The sequence below is a fragment of the Chromohalobacter sp. HP20-39 genome (assembly GCF_033052815.1).
Taxonomy (GTDB): domain Bacteria; phylum Pseudomonadota; class Gammaproteobacteria; order Pseudomonadales; family Halomonadaceae; genus Chromohalobacter.
The window spans coordinates 230228-253962 of the sequence record NZ_JAWHTP010000005.1; the positions used below are offsets into that span (position 1 = coordinate 230228).

18 protein-coding genes are annotated in these 23735 nt (G+C 60.9%); 9 read left to right on the plus strand and 9 right to left on the minus strand.

All coding sequences use genetic code 11. The annotated features are described in order from the left end of the window. Positions 1-7: 7 nt before the first annotated feature. From iolE to RVY79_RS12565, 6 genes are all read right to left on the minus strand, one after another. Entirely contained in the window at positions 8-907 is a 900-nt protein-coding gene (gene iolE, locus RVY79_RS12540) for a myo-inosose-2 dehydratase (RefSeq protein ID WP_317464556.1), read from the minus strand. Between the two features lie 49 nt (positions 908-956). Next, a complete protein-coding gene (gene iolD / locus RVY79_RS12545; RefSeq protein ID WP_317464557.1) occupies positions 957-2807 on the minus strand; it encodes a 3D-(3,5/4)-trihydroxycyclohexane-1,2-dione acylhydrolase (decyclizing) in 1851 nt (616 codons plus the stop codon). Continuing rightward, positions 2804-4744, minus strand: a complete 1941-nt coding sequence (locus RVY79_RS12550; RefSeq protein WP_317464559.1) for a bifunctional 5-dehydro-2-deoxygluconokinase/5-dehydro-2-deoxyphosphogluconate aldolase — start codon at positions 4742-4744, stop codon at positions 2804-2806. The genes iolD and RVY79_RS12550 overlap by 4 nt, the downstream gene beginning before the upstream one ends. A gap of 319 nt (positions 4745-5063) precedes the next feature. Further along, the gene (locus RVY79_RS12555) at positions 5064-6074 is read right to left on the minus strand and encodes a Gfo/Idh/MocA family oxidoreductase (protein ID WP_317464560.1); all 1011 of its coding nucleotides are present in this window, start codon (positions 6072-6074) and stop codon (positions 5064-5066) included. A 15-nt stretch (positions 6075-6089) separates the two neighbouring features. Further along, complete coding sequence (locus tag RVY79_RS12560; protein ID WP_317464561.1) at positions 6090-6992, minus strand: sugar phosphate isomerase/epimerase; 903 nt, start codon at positions 6990-6992, stop codon at positions 6090-6092. Positions 6993-7035: 43 nt separating this feature from the next. Further along, entirely contained in the window at positions 7036-7863 is an 828-nt protein-coding gene (locus RVY79_RS12565; protein ID WP_317464562.1) for a TIM barrel protein, read from the minus strand. Positions 7864-8317: 454 nt separating this feature from the next. Between RVY79_RS12565 and RVY79_RS12570 the strand changes: the two genes are divergently transcribed. Then, entirely contained in the window at positions 8318-9178 is an 861-nt protein-coding gene (locus tag RVY79_RS12570; RefSeq protein ID WP_317464563.1) for a MurR/RpiR family transcriptional regulator, read from the plus strand. A 57-nt stretch (positions 9179-9235) separates the two neighbouring features. Continuing rightward, positions 9236-10042, plus strand: coding sequence for a 5-deoxy-glucuronate isomerase (gene iolB, locus RVY79_RS12575; RefSeq protein WP_317464565.1), 807 nt, complete (start codon positions 9236-9238; stop codon positions 10040-10042). 60 nt (positions 10043-10102) lie between these two features. Here the strand turns inward: iolB and RVY79_RS12580 are convergent, their stop codons facing one another. Beyond that, complete coding sequence (locus tag RVY79_RS12580) at positions 10103-11038, minus strand: AraC family transcriptional regulator (protein WP_317464566.1); 936 nt, start codon at positions 11036-11038, stop codon at positions 10103-10105. A 229-nt stretch (positions 11039-11267) separates the two neighbouring features. Here RVY79_RS12580 and RVY79_RS12585 point away from each other — a divergent pair, with 229 nt between their 5' ends. Further along, positions 11268-12323, plus strand: coding sequence for an NAD(P)-dependent alcohol dehydrogenase (locus RVY79_RS12585; protein WP_317464567.1), 1056 nt, complete (start codon positions 11268-11270; stop codon positions 12321-12323). Between the two features lie 128 nt (positions 12324-12451). Here the strand turns inward: RVY79_RS12585 and RVY79_RS12590 are convergent, their stop codons facing one another. Next, on the minus strand, positions 12452-13258 hold the full coding sequence (locus RVY79_RS12590; RefSeq protein ID WP_317464568.1) for an acyl-CoA thioesterase II: 807 nt from the start codon (positions 13256-13258) through the stop codon (positions 12452-12454). 72 nt (positions 13259-13330) lie between these two features. Here RVY79_RS12590 and tadA point away from each other — a divergent pair, with 72 nt between their 5' ends. Continuing rightward, complete coding sequence (gene tadA / locus RVY79_RS12595) at positions 13331-13786, plus strand: tRNA adenosine(34) deaminase TadA (protein WP_317464569.1); 456 nt, start codon at positions 13331-13333, stop codon at positions 13784-13786. Positions 13787-13814: 28 nt separating this feature from the next. Here tadA and mltF read toward each other — a convergent pair whose 3' ends face one another. Further along, complete coding sequence (mltF, locus tag RVY79_RS12600) at positions 13815-15269, minus strand: membrane-bound lytic murein transglycosylase MltF (RefSeq protein WP_317464571.1); 1455 nt, start codon at positions 15267-15269, stop codon at positions 13815-13817. Between the two features lie 191 nt (positions 15270-15460). Between mltF and purL the strand changes: the two genes are divergently transcribed. The 5 genes from purL to RVY79_RS12625 all read left to right on the plus strand — a co-directional run bounded on the left by purL (position 15461) and on the right by RVY79_RS12625 (position 23718). Further along, positions 15461-19402 carry a phosphoribosylformylglycinamidine synthase gene (purL, locus tag RVY79_RS12605; RefSeq protein WP_317464572.1) on the plus strand — a complete coding sequence of 1314 codons (3942 nt, stop codon included), beginning with the start codon at positions 15461-15463 and terminating at the stop codon, positions 19400-19402. A 188-nt stretch (positions 19403-19590) separates the two neighbouring features. Continuing rightward, complete coding sequence (locus RVY79_RS12610; RefSeq protein WP_317464574.1) at positions 19591-20340, plus strand: FadR/GntR family transcriptional regulator; 750 nt, start codon at positions 19591-19593, stop codon at positions 20338-20340. A 319-nt stretch (positions 20341-20659) separates the two neighbouring features. After that, entirely contained in the window at positions 20660-21619 is a 960-nt protein-coding gene (locus tag RVY79_RS12615) for a tripartite tricarboxylate transporter substrate binding protein (RefSeq protein ID WP_317464575.1), read from the plus strand. 105 nt (positions 21620-21724) lie between these two features. Then, the gene (locus tag RVY79_RS12620; RefSeq protein WP_317464576.1) at positions 21725-23266 is read left to right on the plus strand and encodes a tripartite tricarboxylate transporter permease; all 1542 of its coding nucleotides are present in this window, start codon (positions 21725-21727) and stop codon (positions 23264-23266) included. Next, positions 23263-23718 (plus strand): tripartite tricarboxylate transporter TctB family protein, encoded by a 456-nt coding sequence (locus tag RVY79_RS12625; protein ID WP_317464577.1) that lies wholly within the window; start codon positions 23263-23265, stop codon positions 23716-23718. Before RVY79_RS12620 ends, RVY79_RS12625 begins: the two co-directional genes overlap by 4 nt. Positions 23719-23735: the final 17 nt, after the last annotated feature.

The window sequence follows — 23735 nt, forward strand, 5'->3', positions numbered from 1 at the left end:
CTTGTGGTTACTTCTCGACAGTGAAGCCCGCCTGCTCGGCCAGCGAACGTAGATTCTGATAGCCCATGCGCGCATAGGTCAGTGGATGAGCGACCTGGGGGTCCTGTTCAGCCTCGACGACCAGCCAGCCCTCATAGCTCGCTTCGCTGAGGTGCTGGAGAGTGGGCAGAAACTCGACGTTACCGTCGCCGGGAACGGTAAACAGGCCATCGAGCACTCCGTCGAGAAAGCTCTTGTCGCGATTGCGCACGTCCTCGAGCACCGGGAAGCGGATATCCTTGCAATGCACATGGTTGATGCGCGAGGCATATCGCCGGGCAATTGCCAGCGGATCGCCGCCGGCGCTCACCAGGTGACCCAGATCGAGTAGCAGGCCCACCGAGTCGCGGGTGTTGTCCATCAGGCGTTCCACATCAGACTGGCTCTCCACCACTGTGCCGAGGTGATGGTGGTAGGCCATGTGCACACCCTGCTTCTTGAGGTAGTCGCCGACGATGTTCAGCCCTTCTGTGAGGCGCTGCCATTCGTCTTCGCCGAGATGGGGGCGCTGGGACAGCGGATGCGACTGGTCGCCGTGCACGCAGTGGGTGACCTCGCAGAACACCATCACCTTGGCGCCACACTGCTTGAGTAGCTCGAGGTGATCCTTGACTGCCTCGATCTCTTCCTCGGGGCTGCGTTCCAGCAGTTGGCTGGAATACCAGCCGGAGACCAGCGAGAGGTCGTGGTTTTTCAATACCCTCGAGAGGGCATCGGGTTTACGTGGGAACTTGTGACCCAGTTCGAAGCCGCTGAAGCCGGCCTCGCGGCCCTCGGACAGGCAGACTTCCAGTGGCGTGTCACCGCCCAGGCTGGGCAGGTCGTCGTTGGTCCAGGTCAAGGGGTTGATACCCAGTCTTACGCTCATGGCGAACTCCCGAAAGTAACTGTTGTTGATGATGTCGTGATGAGAGCCGTTACTGATTCTTCCATTGACGTGCCTTGTAGGACTCGTAGCGACGACGGGCCTCCTCGACCTCGCTGCGCTCGGAAACCTCGGCGACGGCCACGTCCCACCAGGAGCCGCCGTCCTCGGTATCGACCAGCGGGTCGGTGTCCAGGGTGATCACGTAGCTGATGCTCGATGCCTTGGCGCGTTCCAGCGCCGCTTCCAGTTCACGGATGTTGCCGACCCTCTCGGAACGTGCTCCCAGCGCTGCGGCGTGGGCGGCGAAATCGGTCTTGGGCGCGCCGCCCTCGACGCTCAGGCAGTCGTCGAGCAGGTTGTTGAAGCCGGGGCCGCCGCAGAACTGCTGCAGTCGATGGATACAGCCGTAGCCACGATTATCGAGCACCACGGCGATGATCTTGTGGCCGAGCATCACCGAGGTGGCAATCTCGGAGTTGAGCATCAGGTAGGAGCCGTCGCCGACCATCACGAACACTTCCGAGTCGGGTTTGGCCATCTTGGTGCCCAGGCCACCGGCCAGTTCGTAGCCCATGCACGAATAGCCGTATTCCATGTGATAGCCGCGCGCGTAGCGGGTACGCCATAGCTTCTGCAGCTCGCCGGGCAGGCCGCCAGCGGCGCACACCACGATATCGCGCTCACCGGCGGCGCGATTAACGCCGCCCACCACCTCGGCATCGGTAGGCAAGTCGGTCCCACGGTCCGTGGTGGCGATGTCGACGGCCTTGTTCCAGTCGTTGCGCAGCTTGGCGGCCTGTTCGACCCATCCCCCGTCGGGTTGCCAGCCGGCCAGGCCGTCGACCAGTTCAGGCAGGGTGAGAAGGGCATCGCCGACCAAGGGCTGGGCCTTGTGCTTGACGGCATCGAACGAGGCGACGTTGAGACACAATAGCTTGGCCTCGGGGTTGATCATGGCCCGCGAGCCGGAGGCGAAGTCGCCCAGCCGGGTCCCCACGGCAACGATCAGATCGGCCTCGGCGGCTAGGGAGTTGGTAGAGGACGCCCCGGTGACGCCGATGGTGCCCATGTTCTGCTCATGGTCCCAGGGCAGGGCACCCTTGCCGGCCTGGGTTTCGCCCACCGGCAGGTGGTAGGTGGACACCAGCGCATCGAGCGCCTCGCGGGCGTCGGCGTAGTGCACGCCGCCACCGGCGATGACCAGAGGCTTGCTGGCCTGCTTGATCAATTCGATGGCGCGAGCCAGTTCGTCGCGATCGGCCGCCTGGCGGCGCGGGCGGTGGATCTTCTCGGCGAAGAAGTGGACCGGGTAGTCGAAGGCCATGGTCTGCACGTCCTGGGGCATGGCCAGGGTGACCGGACCGCACTCGACCGGATCGGTCAGCACGCGGATCGCCTGGGGCAGCGAAGTGAGCAGCTGCTCGGGGCGGGTGATGCGGTCGAAGAAACGGCTGACCGGCTTGAAGCAGTCGTTGCTGGTCAGGGTGTGATCGTGAAAGTTCTCGATCTGCTGCAGCACCGGGTCGGGCAGGCGCGTGGCGAAGGTATCGCCCGGCAGGAACAGCACCGGCAGACGATTGACGTGGGCCACCGCGGCGGCGGTGATCATGTTGGTCGAACCAGGGCCAGCGGAGGCGGTGCAGGCCATCATCTGGCGCCGGTCGAGCGTCTTGGTGTAGGCGATGGCGGCATGGGCCATGCCCTGCTCGTTGTGGGCACGGTAGGTCGGCAACTGGTCGCGGGCGTGATAGAGCGCCTCGCCCAGCCCGGCGACGTTGCCGTGGCCGAAGATCGCCCAGCACCCGGCAAACAGCGGCTTGATCTCGCCATCGATCTCGACTTTCTGTGCCGTCAGGTAGCGAACGACGGCTTGGGCCATTGTCAGACGAACGGTATTCATGACAGGACTTCCTCTGCGTTGGGCTGGGCGGTACGCAGCCGCTGCCATTCCTCGATCAGTTCGGCGTAGTTGCCGGCGACCCGCTCGATAAGCTGCGCATCGTCGATTTCACCGGCCAGCCACTCGCGGCTGGGGGCGGCGAACAGGGTGCGGCCGACAGTAAAGCCCTTGCATTGGCCGTGGCGTGCGGCGACGGCGAAGCCGTGCTTCATGTCCGCCATGGGGGCATCGAGGCCTAGCAGCACCACGCCGCGGCAGTGCGGATCCTGATCGCCGATGGCCTGACTGACCGCTTCCCAGGCGGCATCAGACATCGACGGCAGCTTCCACCAGTCAGGGCGGATGCCCAGGTTGTAGAGACGCGTAAGCGAGCGGGCCAGAGTCCGGTCGTCGACCTCGGACTGTTCGGGCGGAATCACCTCGATCAGCAGCTCCAGGTTATTGGTACAGGCCGCCTGGTAGAGCTGGCGCAACCGGGCTTCCTGCTCGAGACGCAGTGCCAGTTCATCATCCGGATGATAGAACACCAGGCACTTGATGATGTGCTCCCGCGGCCAGTGGCGGAACGTGCTTCCCAGGTCGTCGCCATGCTGAAAACGCAGCGGACGCGAGCCGGGCAGCTCGACCGGTCGGCCGATCCACCAATGATTGCCACTGGCGTCGTTGAGGGCATCCTGGCCGAACACGTCATCGACCAGGATGGCCGGGCTCTTCAGACCTGTGCGTCGTGCGCCTCCCTCGGCGGCCTTCACCAGCAGTTGCTTGAGCGTGGGAATGCGGGCCGGGTCGGCCTTGACCTCGCGGGCCATGTCGGTGAGCTGACGGCGGTGATCGAAGGCCAGCCCGCACACCTGCGGCCAATCGGCGGGTACACGGGTAGTCACCCGGTGCAGGTGATTGAGGCGCTTGTCCTGATCGGGGCGTTTCACCGCGGCGCGGCGACTCAGGTAGTCGAATAGCTCTTCCTCGGTGGGCATCGCCGGCGCGCAGCCATGGCGCGATACGACCAGTGCGCCGCAGGCGTTGGCGTAGGTGGCGCTGGTTTCCCAGCTCTCGCCCTTGAGCCAGCCTCGCAGTAAGCCGCTCATGAAGGCGTCGCCGGCGCCGAGCACATTGAGAACTTCGACCTTGACGCCCTCGACCAGGATGCCGTCCTCGATACGTTCGGGAATCTCGCCTTCGAAGACCACGCAGCCCAGCGCGCCGAGCTTGCAGACCAGGGTGGCGTCACTGATCTTGCGGACGTTGCGCAGCGACTCGAGGGTATCGACGCTGCCGCCGGCGATGTGGAACTCCTCCTCGGTGCCCACGATCAGGTCGAAATCGCCAAGCCAGCGCTGAAGATGCTGGGTGACCTGATCATCGGCAATGAAACGCGTCTCGCCATCGCCGGGCTTGGTGAGTCCCCAAAGTACCGGGCGATAGTCGATGTCCAGGACCCGCTTCACGCCATGTCGCGCCGCCGCGTCGAGTGCCTTGCGACAGGCGTTTTGAGTGGTCTGCGTAGATAGGTGGGTGCCGGTGATGGCCAGCGCTTGAGCCCGGGCAATGAAGTCGGGGTTGATCTCCTCGGCGTCGATGGCCATGTCGGCGCAGTCGCGGCGGTAGAACAACAGGGGAAAACTAGCGCGATCCTTCAGTGCCAGGAGTACCAGTCCGGTATGCCGCTCGGGGTCGGTCTGCAGGGCACTGGTATCCACCCCGGCGCGTTCGAGCTCCTCGCGCACGAAGTTGCCCATCTGCTCGTTACCAACGCGTGACAGCATGGCCGACTTGAGTCCTAGGCGGGCCGTGCCGTAGGCCATGTTGCCGGAGCTGCCGCCCAAGTACTTGGCGAAGCTGGAGACATCTTCCAGGCGACTGCCGATCTGTTCGGAATACAGGTCGACGGCAACTCTGCCCAGGCAGATCAGGTCCAATGACTCGGTATTGTTCATAGCGTTTTCCTACGTTAGGCCGCCACCGTATGCCTGCTTGCACGTACGCGTTGTGTCAGGTACTGCCGGCCAGTGAGGGTGTAGTCACGTCAGGCGTTTCATTAAAGGGAAATATAGAATTTAAATTTCAATACTTCAATGAATAGAATAAAAATTCCTTTGGCGCTTCGAGCGTCATCCTCGAGCCGCTAAACGGCCTGTCACAATCTGCGTGGCAGGAGGTGTCGGGGGAGCCGAGAGATGCATGCTTGGGCATGTCGGCCTCGCTCCGGCCCGCCTTGCGGTCGACAAGACGGGCTGCTATCGCTCCCGGGACGGGTCAGGCGTAGAAGGCGGGTCGCTCGGGCATCTCGATCTTTTCGATTTGCCCGCTTTCCTGCGCCTTGACGCAGGCGTCGCTGGCAATGGCCGCGGCATAGCCATCCCAAGACGATGGACCGCCGACCGTGCCGCTGGCGGCCCCGTCGATGAAGGCTTGCAACTCGACATCGAAGGCCTCGCCGAAGCGTTTCTTCCAGTCCTGCAGGATCTCGTTGCTGCGTTGCCCGGCTTGGCGGAGGGTCAGGCTCTGCGGCTCCGGCAGGTGCGCGATGCCTTCCTCGCCGACCACGTCGCACTGAATGTCATAGCCGTACTGGCAGTTGACGAAGACCTCGACATCGATGCGTACGCCCTGGGTCGTCTTGAGCAGTACGATCTGAGGATCCTCGACCTTGCCGTGAGCGTGCCGGGTCTTGCGCGGAAAGATAACTTGAGTGGTGGCATAGTCGTCGTTGAGCAGCCAACGGAAGGTGTCCAGTTCGTGGATCAGGGTGTCGTGAATCGCCATCGGCGTGACATAGCGTTCGGGCACCGTGGGGTTGCGGTGGGCCGCATGAATCATCAGCGGCTCGCCGAGGCGGTTGGCGTCGATGGCTTCCTTCATGAGCTGGTAGCCACTGTCGTAGCGACGCATGAAGCCGACCTGAACCCGACGTTTGCCGGCCTCGATCTCGGCATCGATGATGTTGCGACAGCCTTGTGCGGTCGTGGCCAGCGGCTTTTCGCAGAAAACGTATTTGCCTGCCCGGATCGCGGCGAGGACATACTCTTCGTGGGTCGGTCCCCAGGATGTCACCATGACGGCGTCGACGTGGTCAGCCTGGATCAACTCCAGGCCGCTGTCGTAGACCTTGGCGTCCAGGCCGAGGCGGTCGACCACGGCTTGGGCCTGTTCCTGATTGACGTCGCTGACGGCGGTGATCTCGCCGCCGGTGAGTTGCTGGGAGATGCGGCGGGAGTGTTCCTCGCCGATCATCCCGGTGCCGATGACTCCGATTCTGACTGTCATGATGTTGTCTCCGAATTATTTCCAGTATTTGTCGACGTAGCGCTGGATCTCGTTGCGCATGAAGCGAGAGGATTCCTCGGCCTTCTCTTCCCAGGCGAAGACGCAGGCGGTCATGATGCCGTCGAAGCCGACGTCGGCGAGTGTCTTGAAGAACAGCTCCCAGTTGACCTCGCCTTCACCGATGTTGAGATGCTGGTGGACGCGGGCGGTGGAGCCGGGGGGGTTGATGATGTAGCGCAGCCCTGAGGAGGCCTTGTGGTTGAAGGTGTCGGCGATATGCACATGGGCCAGCACCGGTGCGCAGTCGCGGATCATCTGTTCCATGTCGTCGCCGAAGTGGAAGGTGTGCGGCGCGCAATAGAGGAACTTGACGTTGTTCGAGTTGACCGTACGGATCATATCCACGGCTGGGTGCAACGTTTCGACGAAGTCATCGGGGTGGGGCTCGACGTTGAGCTGGATGCCTTCACGCTCGAAGATCGGCACCAGCTCTTCCATGGATCGCCACCAGGATGCCTCGCTGGACTCGGTGGTCGCCCCGCCCTGGCAGCAGCTGGAGCAGCTACCTCGTTCCGGGTGTGGGCCGCGCCCCATTTCGGAGTTCATGGTGTCGACACCCAACTCCACGGCGATCTCGATGGCCTTTTTCCAGTATTTCACCGCAGCCTGACGCTCGTCCTCGTGCGGGCTGGCCCAGCGATACATGGGCAGCAGCGAAGAGAGCTGCACGTCGTGGTCCTTGAGCGACTTCTTGAAGGCGTTCAGGCGCTCGGGGTAGACCCGGGGATGCACGAACCAGTCGAGGAAATCGGCACGTGGCGATAGTTCGATGTGTTCGTAGCCCAGTTCGGCCGCCAAACGCGGCAGGTCGTTGAGCGGGACATGGCGGTGCATGAACGGATCCAGGGCGATTTTCATGCGGAGCTCCTCAAAATCGGCATTTATTGATTGATTCCGCGGCCTAGGCGGTCAGCTTGCGGCGAATCTCGTCCATGCTTTCCTGAATAGCCGTGAACGGGTCGTCCAGGTTATAGACCGCGGGTGCAAAGGGTTCGAAGGAAATGTAGCGGTCATAGCCGGCCGACAGCAGTTGCTGTACTTGGGCGATGCTGCCAAGGCGGTCGTGAGGGCCGACCAGCAGGCGGTGTTCATCGAGCATGGTCTCGAAGTCGACCGATTGGTCCTCGACACCGGAGACGTGCACCAGACCGGTATGTTCAGGGAAGAGCGCCTGCTCTCCGGCGCCGGCATGGTGAAAGGTGTCATGAACCAGGCTGAAGCGATGTGAAAGCTCGAGTTCGCGGATCGTGTCGACGGCGGCCTGCTTGCTACGCAGGGAGGATATCGGGAACCCCAGCGGCTCGACGAAGCCCTGCAGGTCGTAGCGACCAAGAATACGATCCAACGCTGTCAGTGCTTCCTTGAGGCCGGCCTGTTTTTCAGGCTCGGAAGCGTTGTGGTTGGCGTCGACCAAGGGACACAGGACCAGACCGCGACCACCACACGCATCGACCAGTTGGGCCATGTTCTCGGCCTGCGCGGTGCGTTCGTCGTTCCAGATATTGAATGGATAAAGGGCATTGATGCTCAGAATCTCGATGCCCTGCTCTCGTGCCAGGCGACCGGCCTCCCGGGCCTGGTCGAGTGTCTTGATGCTGTTGTCGCCGACGTCGTTGCGCAACTCGATCGCGCTCAGGCCCAATTGGGTAGCGCCGTCGATCAGCTCTCTCACGCTCAGGCGTGGACAGATCATGTGGTTCAAGGCAAAACGTGGAGCTTGTTGAGACATGGTGCTTCTCTCTTGATTGGCGAGCTAAGGCGCAGGCCCCGGCCATGCCGGCGCGGAACCGTTCGATTGGAATGAGGCTAGAATAAACATTCCATCAAATCAATATTTGGAAAATTCAATCTTGAGCGGGCATTCTTGTTCTGACTGGTTAATAAAAACCGTTTTAAAACAGTTATATATATAAATTTTTACTGCCTTGGGAAACGGCCTTCGGGAATAACTCGGCATGGCTCTGCGACCAAAGATGTAGGAGAGGACTGAAATTAAGTGGGGTAAGGTCCACGGGCGCGAACGCTCGACCCTATTATGGTGAGTGCTGCGCAGGAACGGCGTTCATGCATCTGGGGGCTGGTGTATTCTATACTTTGGTATGCATGGAATTTTTGTTCCATTTCGCCTAGGCTGTCATCCAGCAGGCCATGCCCGGCGCATCGAACTCGGAGAACAGGCTTCAATGAATCAGTTACCACAAGACTTTGCCGAACTCGAAGCGCGCATCACTGCCGAGTACGCGACCTTGAGCCGGCGTTTGCAGCAGACGGCGCGCTTTTTGCTCGATCATCCCCAGGAAGTGGCCTTTGCCACGGTTGCCAAGCTGGCCGAACGCGCCGGTGTAACACCTTCGACATTGATCCGCTTTGCCAACAGCTTCGGCTTCAAGGGCTTCTCGGACATGCAGCAGCTATTCCGGACCCGGTTGGTCGACGAATTGCCCAACTACGCCGAGAGGATCCGTGCGGTGCGCACGGCGACTGGCGAAACCCCCGACAGCACCCAGCTTCTCTGGGAATTCTCCGAGGCCAACCGCGAGGTGCTCGAGGCATTGCCCAGCCGTATCGATCCGCACGAACTCGAACGGGCCCTGGATGTGCTCGAGCGCGCGGAGATCGTCCATGTACTGGGTGCACGGCGCAGCTTCGTGGTGGCCAGCTATTTCGCTTATGCCCTGCATCACATCGACAAACGGGCTTTCCTGATCGATGGCCTGGGTGGCATGCATGGCGAGCAGACGAAGGCTATCGGGAGCCGGGATGCCATGCTTGTGGTGAGTTACTCGCCATACGCCCAGGAAACGCGGGATGCCGCAGCCGAGGCCAAGGAGCGAGGGATTCCCATGGTGGTAATCACCGACTCCAGCCTGAGCCCTTTGGCACGACTGGCCGATATCAGCCTGGTAGTGCATGAAGCGGAAGTAAAAAGCTTTCGTGGCCTGACGGCATCGCTATGCTTGGCGCAAACTCTCGCGATTGCCCTGGGGGTGCGTCAGGACAAGGCGAATGAGCCTGCCCAGGATGAGCCGCAGGCCGAAGGATGAACAGCAACGTTCAATGACCAAGTAACGCTCTGATCGAATGATAGGAGGGTAGCGCTAATGACTTCGCTTCTGGTACACCCCCAGCAGCCCGACGCCCAAGGTAAGATTCTTGAAGTAACGCCAGAATCGGCAGGCTGGGAACATGTCGGTTTTCGCGTTCACAAGCTCGAGAAAGGGCAAAGTTTCGAGGCCGATACCGGGGGGCGGGAACACTGTCTGGTCCTGCTCTCTGGCAAGGCTAACGTCACCAGCGGTAGCCATCGCTGGGAAAATATCGGCGAGCGCATGGACATCTTCGAGAAGATCCCACCCTATTCTGTCTATCTACCCGATGGCGTGAGCTTCAGCGTCGAGGCGCTGACCGACCTTGAGGTAGCGGTATGCAGTGCGCCAGGAAATGGCAATCACGAGGCGCGGTTGATCGGGCCAGATGACGTCCAACGGGCGACACGAGGCACGGGCAGCAACACCCGTCACATCCAGGATATTCTGCCAGAGACCGAGCCAGCGGACAGCTTGCTTGTCGTCGAGGTTTACACCCCTTCCGGTAACTGGTCGAGCTACCCGCCCCATAAGCATGACGTCGACAATCTACCGCATGAGTCGATTCTCGAGGAAACCTACTACCATCGCCTGAATCCCTCGCAGGGCTTCGCCTTCCAGCGGGTCTACACTGACGATCGATCGCTGGACGAAAGCATGGCAGTGGAGGATGGCTGCGTGGTGATGGTGCCGCGCGGTTATCACCCGGTGGGGGCGGCGCACGGCTACGAGCTCTACTACCTCAACGTCATGGCTGGCCCCAAGCGGGAGTGGAAGTTCCAGAATGATCCCGATCATGAATGGATTACCAAGCAGCAATGAAGACATGAGCATTAGAGCCCATGCCTAATGGCTCATAACCATTGTGTGATTGGCTGCAGCTCACGAAGCGGCGGGTGTTTCGGCGGCGCGTTGCCGGTCTCCCAAGGGGCTTTGTCCGAAATAGCGTTTGTAATCGCGGCTGAACTGCGAGGCGCTCTGATAGCCCACCTGGCTGCCGGCCTGCGCCACTTGGTAGCCCTGCTGAGTAAGAAGCAGACGTGCCTTTAGTAGCCGCAAGCGCTTGAGATACTGCATCGGTGCGAGTTGCGTGGTGCGCTTGAAGTGGTGGTGAAAATGCGAGGCGCTCATGTTGACGCGTTGTGCGAGACTTTCCACGTTCAGGGGTTGGGTATATTGCTGGTGCAAAAAAGTTAGTGCCTCGGCGATGCGGGCATATTGGCCGTGATGGGCTACCAACTGACGTAGCGAGGCGCCCTGAGGACCACGTAATGCAGCGAATAGCACCTCGCGAATGCGGCCATCGCCCAACGCTGCGGCCTGTTCGGGGTCGTGCAAGCAGTCAATCAGTCGCATGACACTATCGCTCATGTCGGCGTCCATGCTCACCGCGGCCATGGGCGCAGGCATACGCGATGCGTGCGTTGTGGGTAGGCGGCCAACCAAATCGCCGAGCATGGCCATGTCGAGGCTCACTGATAAGCCCAGCAATGGGGTCGTATCACTGGCGTGGGTTTCGCATTCAAAGGGCAACGGCATGGCTTGGATCAAGTAGTGGCCGGCCCCGTAATGGATGATGCGGTCACCGAGATAGCCGGTCTTGTTGCCTTGTACGATGATGACCAGGCTCGGCTCGTACATCAATGGAGTGCGCGCGTGCCCGCAGTGTGAGGTGATCAGTTGCACACCGGGCAAGCTAGTAGCGGCAAAGCCTTCTTGCGTGGCCAAAGGGGCAAGGCGGGTGGCCAGGCGCGCGTCCAGTGAGTGCGCGGCGGCGGTCTGAGGAATACTCGGCGATTGGGGGGATAGCAGGGACATTGGCGTCTCCTCGACGGTGGCGAACGCCGCCATAGGATAACATTGTGCATGAAAATTGCCGTCTGACATGGGTGTTGTGTTGGTAGTGAGCAGTATCTGGCAAAGATTGCACAGAATCGGGCATGGTAGAGACGCCGTGTCGCGCCCACAATGTTGGTGTTCGCGACCCAGGCTGGGCGATTCGCCGAGCCGGTACGCGGTTGCACTCACCAGTTATAGGATATTCGCTATGCCACAAGCGACGGGCTATGCAATGCACTCTGCGGAGTCGGCGCTCGAGCCATTTGCCTTCGAGCGTCGCGAACCGCGCCCGGATGATGTCGCCATCGAGATTCTTTACTGCGGCGTTTGTCACAGCGATCTGCACTTTGCACGCGACGACTGGGGAATGGCGCAGTATCCGATCGTGCCGGGTCACGAAATCGTCGGCCGGGTCACATCCGTCGGTAGTGATGTCGCCAATTTCAAGGAAGGCGACGTGGTCGGCGTGGGTTGCATGGTCGATTCTTGCCGTCATTGCCAGGCGTGCGGCGATGGCTTGGAGCAGTATTGTGCCGAAGGTTTCACCATGACCTACGGCAGCCCCGATCGCCACGACGGCAGCCTTACTCAGGGCGGCTATTCCGACCGGGTCACGGTCAGCGAGCGTTTCGTGCTGCGCATGCCGGAAGGCATCGACCTTAAATCCGCCGCGCCACTGCTGTGCGCCGGTATCACTACCTATTCACCGCTCAAGCATTACGGCGTCAAGCCGGGCCATAAGGTCGGCGTCATCGGTATGGGGGGGCTTGGTCACATGGGTGTCAAGCTGGCCCAGGCGCTGGGTGCCGAAGTTACGCTGTTTACGCGCTCCGAGAGCAAGATCGCCGAGGCCAAATCCAACGGTGCCGATCACGTGGTGGTCTCCACCGATGAGGAGCAGATGGCGGCGGTCAGCGAGACCTTCGATTTCATGCTCGATACCGTGCCCAATGAGCACGACCTGAATCCGTACCTGCAGGCCTTGAAGTACGACGGTACGCACATTCTGGTCGGCCAGATGCAACCGTTGGAGCCCGGCGTGGCGGGTGCCAACCTGATCTTCCGGCGTCGTGTGCTGGCCGGTTCACTGATCGGCGGGATTCCCGAGACGCAAGAATTGCTGGATTTCTGCGCCGAGAAAGGCATCACCTGCGATGTCGAGATGATCGATATCCAGAACATCAATGAGGCCTGGGATCGCATGCAGAAAGGCGACGTGCGTTATCGTTTCGTCATCGATATGGCATCGATGAAGAACGGCTGAGTTAAGCCGCGACGGCTTACCCAGTGATCGTGTCAGGCGCGGGCTATGCCCGCGCCTTTTTGTTGATGCTTCCGCCCCCATTCGTATCGATTTACACCTGCGCTCGCATGTCTCCCCCAGCACGGCGCTCAGTCCCGCAGACGCGTCAGCCCTTCCTGCGCCACCGATGCGACCAGCCGTCCGGTCCGGTCGTAGACGCTGCCGCGCGCGAATCCGCGTGCCCCGCCGGCCCACGGACTTTCCATGTCATACAGCAGCCAGTCGTTGATGGTCACATCGTCGTGGAACCACAGGGCATGATCGAGGCTCGCGATCTGCAGCCGAGGATCGCCGAAAAAGGTATCGTGCGAGACGAGGCTGGTGGTCAGCAGATTGAAGTCAGAACTGTAGGCGAGCAGGTAGCGATGCAGTGAGCCATCCTCGGGCAATTCGCCGGCCAGGCGGAACCACAGTTGTTTGCGCGGCATGTCGGTGGTGGTATCCGGGAGATGCAGGAACTCGATGGGATGGCCGTCGAAGCGCTGTACCTCGGCGCCGTCTTCGATCAGCGCCTGGGGAGACTCGAGGTCGGGCATCTCGCGCTGATGGCTGAAGCCCGGCTCTTGGCCCTGGAACGAGGCGCTGCAGAAGAAAATGGTCTTGCCGTTCTGGATGGCGCTGACGCGTCGAGTGGTGAAACTCCCGCCGTCTCGTACGCGGTCGACCTGATACACTACTGGACGTTTGGCGTCGCCGGGGCGCAGGAAATACCCATGCAATGAATGGGCGCGGCGTGTCGCATCGACCGTCCGGGTGGCGGCGGAAAGCGCTTGGCCGAGTACTTGGCCGCCAAACAACTGAGGAAGCCCGAGATCCTGACTACGACCGCGAAACAGGTTTTCCTCCAAGGTTTCTAGGCCCAACAGGTCGACGAGGGTGGCGAGGGGGTGCGTCATGTCGGCATCCTTATAATGGCTCGTTTTCATACGACTGTTCCAATTCTATCAGCATACCGGAGTGCCCCTGTGATGCGCAGCGATACCTTCTACATGCACCGTGCGCTGGATCAAGCGCGTATGGGGTTGGAGGCGGGCGAGGTGCCGGTGGGCGCGGTGGTGGTCGAGCCCAGTGGTGAAATCGTGGGCGCGGGTTTTAACGCCCCGGTGTCGTGTCACGATCCGAGTGGACATGCCGAGGTGCGTGCCTTGCGTGACGCTGCAGCGCATCTGGGCAATTACCGGCTGGATAGCTGCATACTCTTCGTCACGCTAGAGCCTTGCATGATGTGCGCCGGGGCGATCATTCATGCGCGTGTAGGTCGGGTCGTGTATGGTGCCGCCGAACCCAAGAGCGGCATGGTCGAATCTCGGGCCAACCTGTTTGCCCAGCCGTGGTTCAATCACCGTGTCGAGGTGGAAGGGGGGGTGCTGGCCTCGCGCGCCACGCAATTGCTCAAGGCGTTTTTTGCGGCGCGACGTGAATGACGCGCTCGGGTCATGTCGAGGCGATCGCCTACAGCACCGGCGGGACGGTATTGAAAGGCGTTTGCGGGAAGGTGTCGTCGCGTTTACCGAGCTGGTGGAATTGACGCTGACTGCGATCCACGTACTTGAGAATTTCGTAGTAACGGCGAATATTGCGCACGTAGATCACCGGTTCGCCGCCGCGCGCATAGCCGTGACGCACCTTGCTGTACCACTTGCGCTTCTGCAGTAGCGGCAGTGCCTTGCGTACGTCCGCCCAACTGTAGGGATCGCCACCCCGCATCTCGGTGATCTTCTGGGCATCGTAGAGATGGCCCAAACCTACGTTATAGGCAGCCAGGGCCATCCAGGTTCGATCCGGCTCGGTGATTTCTTCCTGTAGCCGACCCTTCACATGTTTGAGATAGGTAGCGCCGCCTTTGATGCTCTGCTCAGGGTCGAGGCGGTTGGTCACACCGACTTCGGCGGCGGTGGCATTGGTGAGCATCATGAGTCCGCGCACGCCGGTCGGCGATGTGGCGCGCGGCTTCCAGTGCGATTCCTGATAGCCCAATGCGGCGAGCAACTTCCAGTCGAAGCCGGTTCTACGAGCTGCTTTCTTGAAGGCGTCTTCGTATTTTGGTAAGCGCTTTTGGGTATGGCGAATGAAAATGCTCGCCCCTACGTATTCGAGATAGTTGTCATGGCCGAAGTACTGATCGATCAGCTTGCTCAACGTTCCAGTTTCCTGCATGCGCGCGATCAGTCGGTTAGCCGCTTGCTGGAGGGCGACACCGTCGCTTTCGGGAAACGCCCATACCAGACTTTGTGGCTTGCCCAATGCGAAGCCACGCTCGACGTCGGGAAAGAACAGACGGTTGATCTTGAATTGATGAGCGTAGACGACGGCAGCATCGAGTTCGCCTTTCTCGACCATCTCGATGAGGTCGGTGACCTCCAGTTCGTCGGTTTCCTGCCAACTTAGCTTGGGGAGCTTCTCCTGCAGGTCTCGCAGGGCGCGGCTAGTACCCGAGTCCTTGATCGCGGCGATATCCAGCCCCAGCAAGTCTTTCGGCGCTTCAGGGGCCGCTATGCCCGGGCGATAGATCACCAAAGGCTGCATCGACATGATCGGACGACTGTAACGAATACCGGGTTCGATGGGGTCGAGTGCCAGATTGGCGGCACCGAAGTCGGCACGGCCGCTGCGCACGGCATCGAGTACATCGCTGATATTGCCATGGCTATCGGTCGACAGGCTGACGCCCAGTGTCTCAGCGAATTGCTGCACCAGTTCGTATTCGAACCCTGTGGGGCCGTGGCGACCTTCGTAATAGGTCGTCGGCGTGTTGCGGGTGGCTACTTGGATGTAGTCACGCGAGGAAATCGCCGACAACGCCGTGTCACGGACGTGGGATGTGCGACCGTCGGGAATTAAAAGCGCCAGCAGAGCAACGAGTGTTGTTGCAGCTGGCCGCATGTAGTGCAAAAGAACATCAAGCATGCCAGTTCGCGTCAGCGATGAGAGGGGTCACCTTAGCGGGCGTTGCGCCTTGTGTCACCTGGCGGAGATTCCTCGCGGCGTGCAAGATCGTGAAGCCGTCTTCGCCCGGCGGGACCTTTTCCAGTATCATGACAGCTCATTGGCCGCCGCCCGCGGCATCGTCTATTTGCTGTCCCAGAGGCCCATTCGACATGCTCGAACTGCGAGGAGCGCCCGCCCTTTCCGCTTTCCGTCATGCCAAGCTGTTAGCCGCGTTGCGTGATGCCGTGCCCGAGGTCGAGGCGCTGCATGCCGATTACGTTCATTTCGTCGATCACCAGGACGAACTCGACGACTCGGCGCGCGAGGTCTTGGCGCAACTGCTGAGCTACGGCCCTGTGCGTGATGGCGCCGACGCCGAGCCCGAGGGGCAGCTGTTCTTGGTCGTGCCGCGCCTGGGGACGCTGTCCCCGTGGTCTTCCAAGGCCACCGACATCGCCCATAATTGCGGTTTGCACCAGGTGCGGCGTATCGAACGCGGCATCGCGTATAGCGTGACGCTCAAGGGCAAGCTCGACGAGGCGACGTTTGCGGCGCTCGTCACGCTGCTTCACGACCCCATGACCGAAACGGTAATGGCCAATTCGAGCGATGCCGCCAAGCTGTTCGAATATCACGAGCCGGCACCGCTGGGGCGTGTCGATGTGCTCGAGGGCGGGCGTGATGCGTTGGTCGACGCCAATGATGCGCTGGGACTGGCCCTGGCCGCCGATGAGATCGATTACCTACACAAGGCTTTTCGTGAGCTCGGTCGCAACCCGACCGATGTCGAGCTGATGATGTTCGCGCAGGCTAACTCCGAGCACTGCCGGCACAAGATCTTCAACGCCGACTGGACCATCGATGGCGAGCCCCAGTCGCATTCGTTGTTCAAAATGATCAAGAACACCCACGCGTGTTCCAGCGACGATATCCTCTCGGCCTACAGCGACAACGCCGCCGTGATTCGTGGCGCCGAGGCCGGGCGCTTCTTTGCCGCCCCCTGGTTGCCGGGGCGCGAGCAGGAAGCGCGCTATGCAGCGACACAAGAGCCGATCCACATCCTGATGAAGGTGGAGACCCACAATCACCCGACGGCCATTGCGCCGCACCCCGGCGCGGCGACCGGGGCCGGGGGCGAGATTCGTGACGAAGGCGCCACCGGCGTCGGCGGCAAGCCCAAGGCTGGGCTGACCGGGTTTGCGGTTTCCAATCTACGTATCCCGGAGTTCGTGCAGCCCTGGGAAGCCTTCGATTACGGCAAACCCGCGCGTATTCAGTCGGCGTTGGAGATCATGCTGGAGGCGCCCATCGGTGGTGCGTCCTTCAACAACGAATTCGGCCGTCCCAACCTGGCCGGGTTTTTCCGCACCTTCGAGCAGGATGCGGTGGGCGCTGGCGGCATCGAACGACGTGGTTACCACAAGCCGGTGATGCTGGCCGGCGGCTACGGTAATATTCGCGAGGAGCATGTCGCCAAGGGCGAGATTCCCCGCGGTGCCAAGCTGATCGTGATGGGCGGCCCGACGATGTTGATCGGTTTGGGCGGTGGGGCAGCCTCGAGCATGGCCTCGGGCGCCTCCAGCGAGGATCTCGATTTTGCCTCCGTGCAGCGCGATAATCCGGAAATGGAGCGTCGCGCCCAGGAAGTCATCGACCGCTGCTGGGCATTGGGTGACGACAATCCCCTCTGTTTCATCCATGACGTGGGCGCCGGTGGGTTGTCCAATGCGCTGCCTGAGCTGGTCAAGGACGGCGGCCGCGGCGGTCGCTTCGAATTGCGCGATATTCCCAATGCAGAGCCGGGCATGAGCCCGCTGGCCATTTGGTGCAATGAGGCCCAGGAACGCTACGTGCTGGCGGTAGCGCCGGACGACATGGACGCCTTCGATGCGTTGTGCCAGCGCGAGCGCTGCCCCTTTGCCGTGGTCGGCGAGGCGACCGAGGCCCATCAACTGATGGTTCACGATGGCCACTTCGACACGCGCCCCGTCGACCTGCCGATGAGCGTGTTGTTCGGCAAGCCGCCCAAGATGTCGCGTGCCTTCGAGCGCCGTGCGTCAACGCTGCCGGGGCTGGGGCTCGACAACCTCGATCTGCGCGAGGCGTTGGATCGTGTGTTGCGCCTGCCGGCAGTAGCCTCCAAGAGCTTCTTGATCACGATTGGCGACCGCTCGATCACCGGTCAGGTGGCGCGCGATCAAATGGTCGGGCCCTGGCAGGTACCCGTGGCCGACTGCGCAGTGACCACGGCAAGCTTCGATACACATGCTGGCGAGGCCATGGCGCTTGGCGAGCGGCCGCCGGTGGCGCTAGTCGACCCGGCGGCCAGCGCGCGCCTGGCGGTGGCTGAGGCGATTACCAATCTGGCGGCGGCACCGATTGCCAAGCTTTCCGACATCAAGCTCTCCGCCAACTGGATGAGTGCCGCCGCGCATGTCGGTGAGAATCAGGCCTTGTATGACGCCGTCCATGCCGTGGGTATGGAGCTCTGCCCTCAGCTTGGCATCGCCATCCCGGTGGGCAAGGACTCGATGTCCATGCGCACCGCGTGGCAGGAAGAGACCGCCGACGGTGAATACGAAGACAAGAGCGTAACGGCGCCGCTGACGCTCGACATCACCGGCTTCGCGCCGGTCACCGATGCCATGCGCACCCTGACGCCGCAGTTGCGCCTGGATCAGGATGAAAGCGACTTGATCCTCATCGATCTGGGACAGGGGCAGAACCGCCTCGGCGGGTCTGCGCTGGCGCAAGTGTACGGCCAGGTCGGTGATGTGTGTCCTGATCTCGACGATGCTGAAGATCTCAAGGCCTTTTTCGCCGTCATTCAGGGCCTCAACGCCGACGGCAAGTTGCTCGCTTATCATGACCGTAGCGACGGTGGCCTGCTGGTAACGTTGCTGGAGATGGCTTTCGCCGCACGCGGCGGGCTGGAGATCAAGCTCGACTGGTTGATCGACGACGCCTACGAAGCCTTCGACGCCTTGTTCGCCGAGGAACTGGGCGCCGTGATTCAGGTCAACCGCCGCGATACCGAGTTCGTGCTCGCTCAGCTCGCCGCCGCCGGACTCGAAACCTGCGGTGTGGTTGCCCGGCCGCGCTACGACGATCAGGTACGTGTCACGCTGTTCGAGGAGCCGCTACTGGAAACCACGCGGGCCATCGCCCAGCGTACCTGGACCGAAACCAGTTACCGCATGCAGGCGCTGCGCGACAATCCACAGTGTGCTAAGTCCGAATTCGATGCCTTGCTCGACCTGCGCGATCCGGGCCTCTCGGCGCAGCCCAGCTTCGAGGTTGACGACGACATTGCTGCGCCCTATGTGGGGCGGGGCGAGAAGCCGCGCGTGGCGGTGCTGCGCGAGCAGGGTGTCAACGGCCATGTCGAGATGGCGGCGGCCTTCGACCGCGCGGGGTTCGCGGCCATCGACGTGCACATGAGCGATATCCTCGAGGGTCGCGTCGAGTTGGAAACCATGAAGGGATTGGTCGCTTGTGGCGGCTTCTCTTACGGTGATGTGCTCGGCGCTGGCGGGGGCTGGGCCAAGTCGGTGCTCTTCAATAGCCGTGCTCGTGATGCCTTTGAGGGCTTCTTCCAGCGTGATGACAGCTTCTCGCTGGGGGTGTGCAATGGTTGCCAGATGCTCTCGCAGCTCAAATCGCTGATTCCCGGTGCCGAGAACTGGCCGCGTTTCGTGCGTAACGAGTCCGAACAATTCGAGGCCCGCGTGAGCATGGTGCAGGTCGAGAAGAGTCCTTCGATCCTGCTCGCTGGGATGGAAGGCTCGCGGCTGCCGATCGCCGTGGCGCACGGTGAAGGGCGCGCCGAGTTCCGCGACAGCGGCCATTTACGTAGCATGCAGACCAGCGATCAGATCGCCATGCGTTACGTGGATAACTACGGCCAGGTAACCACGCGCTATCCCGCCAACCCCAATGGCTCTGCCGCAGGCATCACGGGGCTGACCACGCCGGATGGCCGTGTGACGATCATGATGCCGCACCCCGAGCGCGTAGCACGTGCGGTGACCAACTCCTGGCGCCCTGCTGAATGGCAGGAAGACGGCGCCTGGTTGCGCCTTTTCCGCAACGCGCGCGTCTGGGTGGACTGATTGCGTCTTTTTCCCGCGAGAGGGTTCCTGGAACCGGTTGGATAAAGTGGTTTAACACTCCCTCGTGATGCGATAGCCCGATGCCGGTTTCCTGGCATCGGGCTTTGTGTATCGGGCCCCGATAATCAACAGTCGAGACGAAATGCGTTAGGTTTAAGGGGTGTGCTTTTGCCTATGGGGCCCTATCAATGACCAGTCAGTCCAACGTCCACCGACACTTGGCGATGTCTTCCATGGGCGGTGCCTTCGAGGAATCGGCGCGTCCCCTGCGGCTCAGTGACAAGGTCTATGGGGATATCGTCGAGCGTATTCTCAAAGGCGAATATGGCGAGGGAAGCCGGCTGCCTTCCGAGGCCAAGCTGGCTGAGATGAACCAGGTTTCCCGTCCGATTGTACGCCAGGCGCTGTCACGCTTGAGGGAAGATGGTCTAGTACGGTCGCAGCGGGGTGCAGGGAGTTACGTGATGCGTCGCCCTGACCGTGCCATGTTGGACTTTGCACCGTTGGAAAGCTTGGCGGATATGCAGCGCTGTTTCGAGTTTAGAGCGGCCTTGGAGGGCGAGTCGGCACGTGCCGCCACTCAATATGCCTCGTCGTCGGCGCTCAAGGAGATCGAGAAGGCGCTACAGCGCCTGGAAGCTTGCATTCAGACGGGGGAGCTCGGTGTCTCTGCGGACTTCGGCTTTCATATGGCGGTCGCCAATGCGACCAATAATCGGTTTTTCAGCGACACGCTTCTTTCCCTGAAGACGCAGATCAATTTTGGTCAGAATCTGGCACGCAACCTTGGGTTGCGTCGTCCCGGGCAACATTTGCCGGAAGTTCAGGAAGAACATGTGCGGATTTTTCAGGCCATTCGCGAAGGCGATCCCGAAATGGCCTGCCAGCGAATGCGCGAGCATATAGGCAATTCGCGTCGTCGGGTGTTCGAGGGTTAGCAAGGTCGGCATGTTCATGTAAAACAACTCGATCTGTATGCATGCTCTCCTTATAAATAGAATATTGAATAAATAAGCTATTGTTTTAAATGCTATTTGATAGAAATCTCTATGCAGAAGCGTATTTTCCTGCTTGGCTCGACTAAGGTCTATCTCCTTAAAAGTGGACAGATTTTACAAGTTGGCTATCTTCAAAGGTGCGGTACGCATTTTCTCGACACGAAATGCGTATGACGTTTCATTCGCTCCGCCATGACAGTGACAAGAACAAGCGAGCGGAGGAAATCGCCAGACGACAAGAAGACCAAGGAGTACGCCAATGAAATTCGCCACGACACGCTGGGTAGGCTCGCTAACCCTGATGGCTGCCCTGGGCATGCCCGGCATCGCCTTCGCTGAGTATCCCGAACAACCCATCACGTATACGATTCCCTTCGATCCGGGGGGGGAGTCCGACGTCACCGCGCGTTTCCAGGAGCCTCATCTGGAAGAGATATTGGGGGTTGACGTAAACGTCAATCACCGCCCAGGGGGTGGTGGTGCCGTCGGCTGGAGCGAGTTCCAGAACAGTGCCGAGCCGACGGGCTACGAGATGATCGGCGTCAATATTCCGCACATCATCGCCCAGCCCATCATGCGTGAGAATGCCGGTTACGAAACCGATGGCTGGAAAATCGTGACGTTCTTCCACACCACACCCAATGCCCTGATCGTCCCCAAAGACAGCCAATTCAAGACCCTCGACGACCTGGTCCAATACGCTAAGAAGAACCCGCAGGCGGTAACGCTGGGCGGTAGCGGGACCTTTAGCGCCAACCACTTGGGTGCCTTGCGTCTGGAGCGTGAAGCCGGTATCGACGTGACCTACATCCCTTTCACCGGTACGGGTCCGTTGCCGGCGGCGGTACAGGGCAACCATGTGTCGGGCATCTTCAACTATTCGATGCTCGGCGTGCAGATGCAGGATAACGCCCGTGTCCTGGCCGTGGCCTCGGAAGAGCGCGTCCCCGCGCTACCGGATGTCCCGACGTTCAAGGAGCTGGGCTATGACATCGTCGGGGGTGCCTATCGTGGCGTGGCCGTACCCAAGGGAACACCGGACGCAATCGTCAACAAGCTGGAAGATGCGTTTGCGAAGACTAACGAGCGCATTGCTGAAAAACAGGAGCCGCTCGGCTTCGTCATGACCGATATCACCGATGGCGAGGTGGACAAGGTCATGCAGCAACTCAAGTCGGCCTATCAGCCGATCCTCGAAGAAGCCAAAGCCAACCAATAACGCGACGTGATGCGTCTCCGGCCCTGCGATCCTTCTGGGCGCAGGGCCGGGTTCTGGCCGTTCATCTGACGCGACCCATTCTGCATTTAGTGGAGTAGTTGGCTTATGGACATGTTACTGGAAGCCCTATTCTCGATCCTGACACTCGAAGGGTTGGTCACGATCCTGGTCGGGGTAACGGCAGGGTTGTTTATCGGCGCCTTGCCCGGACTGACGGCGACCATGGCGCTGGCGGTTCTACTGCCGTTCACTTTCACGATGTCCCCCCTACAGGGGTTGATGGCGCTGGGGGCGGTCTATATGGGCGCCATCTACGGTGGGGCCTTTACCGCCATCCTGATCAATACACCCGGAACGCCCTCCTCCATTGCCACGACCTTCGATGGTTATCCCATGGCTCGTCAGGGGCGTGCCTACGAAGCCCTGGCCGCCGCGACCATTTCCTCGGTGGTCGGCGGCATCGTCGGCGTGGCGTTCCTGTTGTTGCTGGCGCCGCCATTGGCGAGGCTTGCCGTAGTATTCGGCCCGGCGGAAATGTTCTGGGTCGCCCTGCTGGGCCTGACCCTTGTCGCTAGCCTCTCGAGTGGTTCATTGCTCAAGGGGCTGCTCGGCGGTTGCATCGGCATTCTGCTGAGCACCATCGGCGTCTCGCCGATCGGTGGCGAAACTCGCTTCATTTTCGGTATGCCGGCGCTACAGGGTGGCATCGCGCTGATCGTTGCCCTGATCGGCTTGTTCGTGATACCCGAAATTCTCTCGATGGCGGCCCAGGGGCGCGGTGCCCTGCCGGAAAGCGGCAAGCTCGAAGGCGGCGTGGGTTCCGCCATTCGCAAGATGAGCAAACATATCTTCGGCAAGCCCATCAATCTGATCCGCTCCTGCATCATCGGTCAGATCGTTGCCATCATCCCGGGCGCGGGAGGCAACGTCACCAGCTTGGTGGCCTATAACGAAGCCAAGCGTTTCTCCAAGGACCCGTCATCGTTCGGCAAGGGCAATGTCGATGGTGTGATCGCCTCGGAATCGAGCAACAACGTCATGGTGGCCGGCAGCATGGTGCCACTGCTGACGTTGGGGATCCCGGGGGCACCGCCGGATGCCATCATTCTCGGGGTGCTGCTCATGCATGGCCTGCGCCCGGGGCTCGATCTGTTCACCGAAACCGGTGTGCTGACCAACGGCTTCATCCTGTCGATGGGCTTTGCCGCCGTGTTCCTGTTGCCGGTCGGCTTGCTGGGTGGTCGGTTGATTCACCGTGTGGTGGTCAAGACGCCGTTTTACTTCCTGCTGCCAAGCATCGCGATGGTCACGATTCTGGGCACCTATGCCTTGCGTAACAGCTTTCTTGATGTCGGCATGATGCTGTTGCTGGGCACGATCGGGTACTTCTTGCGCCTGATCGGTATCCAGGCGGCACCTATCGTGTTGGGCCTGATCCTCGGCATCATCGCCGAAAAGGGCTACGTGCAGTCCATGTTGATGTCCATAGCCGATCCCATTCCCTGGCTGGGGTTGGTCGATAACCCACTATCCAAGGTACTGGCGGTTCTGGTGCTGCTCAGCGCTGCGACATCACTACTACCTGCCTGGCTGGAGCGTAGCGGTCGCATGGCCAAGGCCAAGCCTGACGAGGAGGACAAGTCATGATCGTGCGCCTCAATACCGATCTGGCCGCGGGCATCCTGGGCTTGGCCTTCGCGGCGCTATTGTGGCTACCCCGCGAAGAACTGGGGCGGCTCAGTATTATTTTCCCACGTGCCATGATCATCGTGACGGTGTTGCTGTCGCTGGCTCTGATGGTCAAGGCCTTCGTCAAGCCGGCTGCGCGCCAGGTCGAGATCGAAGGCAGTCCGCTACGCTTGGTTATCGCTATCGCGATACTGTTCGCCTGGTGGTATGCGATTGGTGTGCTGGGATTTCTGCTGGCCACGGCCATCGCTTTCTTTGGCTTTACCTGGTTTTTGGCCCGGATAGAGATACCAGTATCGGCACGCCGTCTAGTCATGTGGGTGCCCATCATGGCGCTATTGATCGGCGTGTTCTATGTGGCTTTCACTGAGGTGCTGAGCGTCAGGCTGCCGGCCGGTATCTGGTCTTAACACGTTATTTAATAAGG

Excerpts from the sequence above, each read along its gene's own strand:
- iolE (WP_317464556.1), bottom strand. The coding sequence starts at position 907 with ATGAGCGTAAGACTGGGTATCAACCCCTTGACCTGGACCAACGACGAC.
- iolD (WP_317464557.1), bottom strand. The coding sequence starts at position 2,807 with ATGAATACCGTTCGTCTGACAATGGCCCAAGCCGTCGTTCGCTACCTG.
- RVY79_RS12550 (WP_317464559.1), bottom strand. The coding sequence starts at position 4,744 with ATGAACAATACCGAGTCATTGGACCTGATCTGCCTGGGCAGAGTTGCC.
- RVY79_RS12555 (WP_317464560.1), bottom strand. The coding sequence starts at position 6,074 with ATGACAGTCAGAATCGGAGTCATCGGCACCGGGATGATCGGCGAGGAA.
- RVY79_RS12560 (WP_317464561.1), bottom strand. The coding sequence starts at position 6,992 with ATGAAAATCGCCCTGGATCCGTTCATGCACCGCCATGTCCCGCTCAAC.
- RVY79_RS12565 (WP_317464562.1), bottom strand. The coding sequence starts at position 7,863 with ATGTCTCAACAAGCTCCACGTTTTGCCTTGAACCACATGATCTGTCCA.
- RVY79_RS12570 (WP_317464563.1), top strand. The coding sequence starts at position 8,318 with ATGAATCAGTTACCACAAGACTTTGCCGAACTCGAAGCGCGCATCACT.
- iolB (WP_317464565.1), top strand. The coding sequence starts at position 9,236 with ATGACTTCGCTTCTGGTACACCCCCAGCAGCCCGACGCCCAAGGTAAG.
- RVY79_RS12580 (WP_317464566.1), bottom strand. The coding sequence starts at position 11,038 with ATGTCCCTGCTATCCCCCCAATCGCCGAGTATTCCTCAGACCGCCGCC.
- RVY79_RS12585 (WP_317464567.1), top strand. The coding sequence starts at position 11,268 with ATGCCACAAGCGACGGGCTATGCAATGCACTCTGCGGAGTCGGCGCTC.
- RVY79_RS12590 (WP_317464568.1), bottom strand. The coding sequence starts at position 13,258 with ATGACGCACCCCCTCGCCACCCTCGTCGACCTGTTGGGCCTAGAAACC.
- tadA (WP_317464569.1), top strand. The coding sequence starts at position 13,331 with ATGCGCAGCGATACCTTCTACATGCACCGTGCGCTGGATCAAGCGCGT.
- mltF (WP_317464571.1), bottom strand. The coding sequence starts at position 15,269 with ATGCTTGATGTTCTTTTGCACTACATGCGGCCAGCTGCAACAACACTC.
- purL (WP_317464572.1), top strand. The coding sequence starts at position 15,461 with ATGCTCGAACTGCGAGGAGCGCCCGCCCTTTCCGCTTTCCGTCATGCC.
- RVY79_RS12610 (WP_317464574.1), top strand. The coding sequence starts at position 19,591 with ATGACCAGTCAGTCCAACGTCCACCGACACTTGGCGATGTCTTCCATG.
- RVY79_RS12615 (WP_317464575.1), top strand. The coding sequence starts at position 20,660 with ATGAAATTCGCCACGACACGCTGGGTAGGCTCGCTAACCCTGATGGCT.
- RVY79_RS12620 (WP_317464576.1), top strand. The coding sequence starts at position 21,725 with ATGGACATGTTACTGGAAGCCCTATTCTCGATCCTGACACTCGAAGGG.
- RVY79_RS12625 (WP_317464577.1), top strand. The coding sequence starts at position 23,263 with ATGATCGTGCGCCTCAATACCGATCTGGCCGCGGGCATCCTGGGCTTG.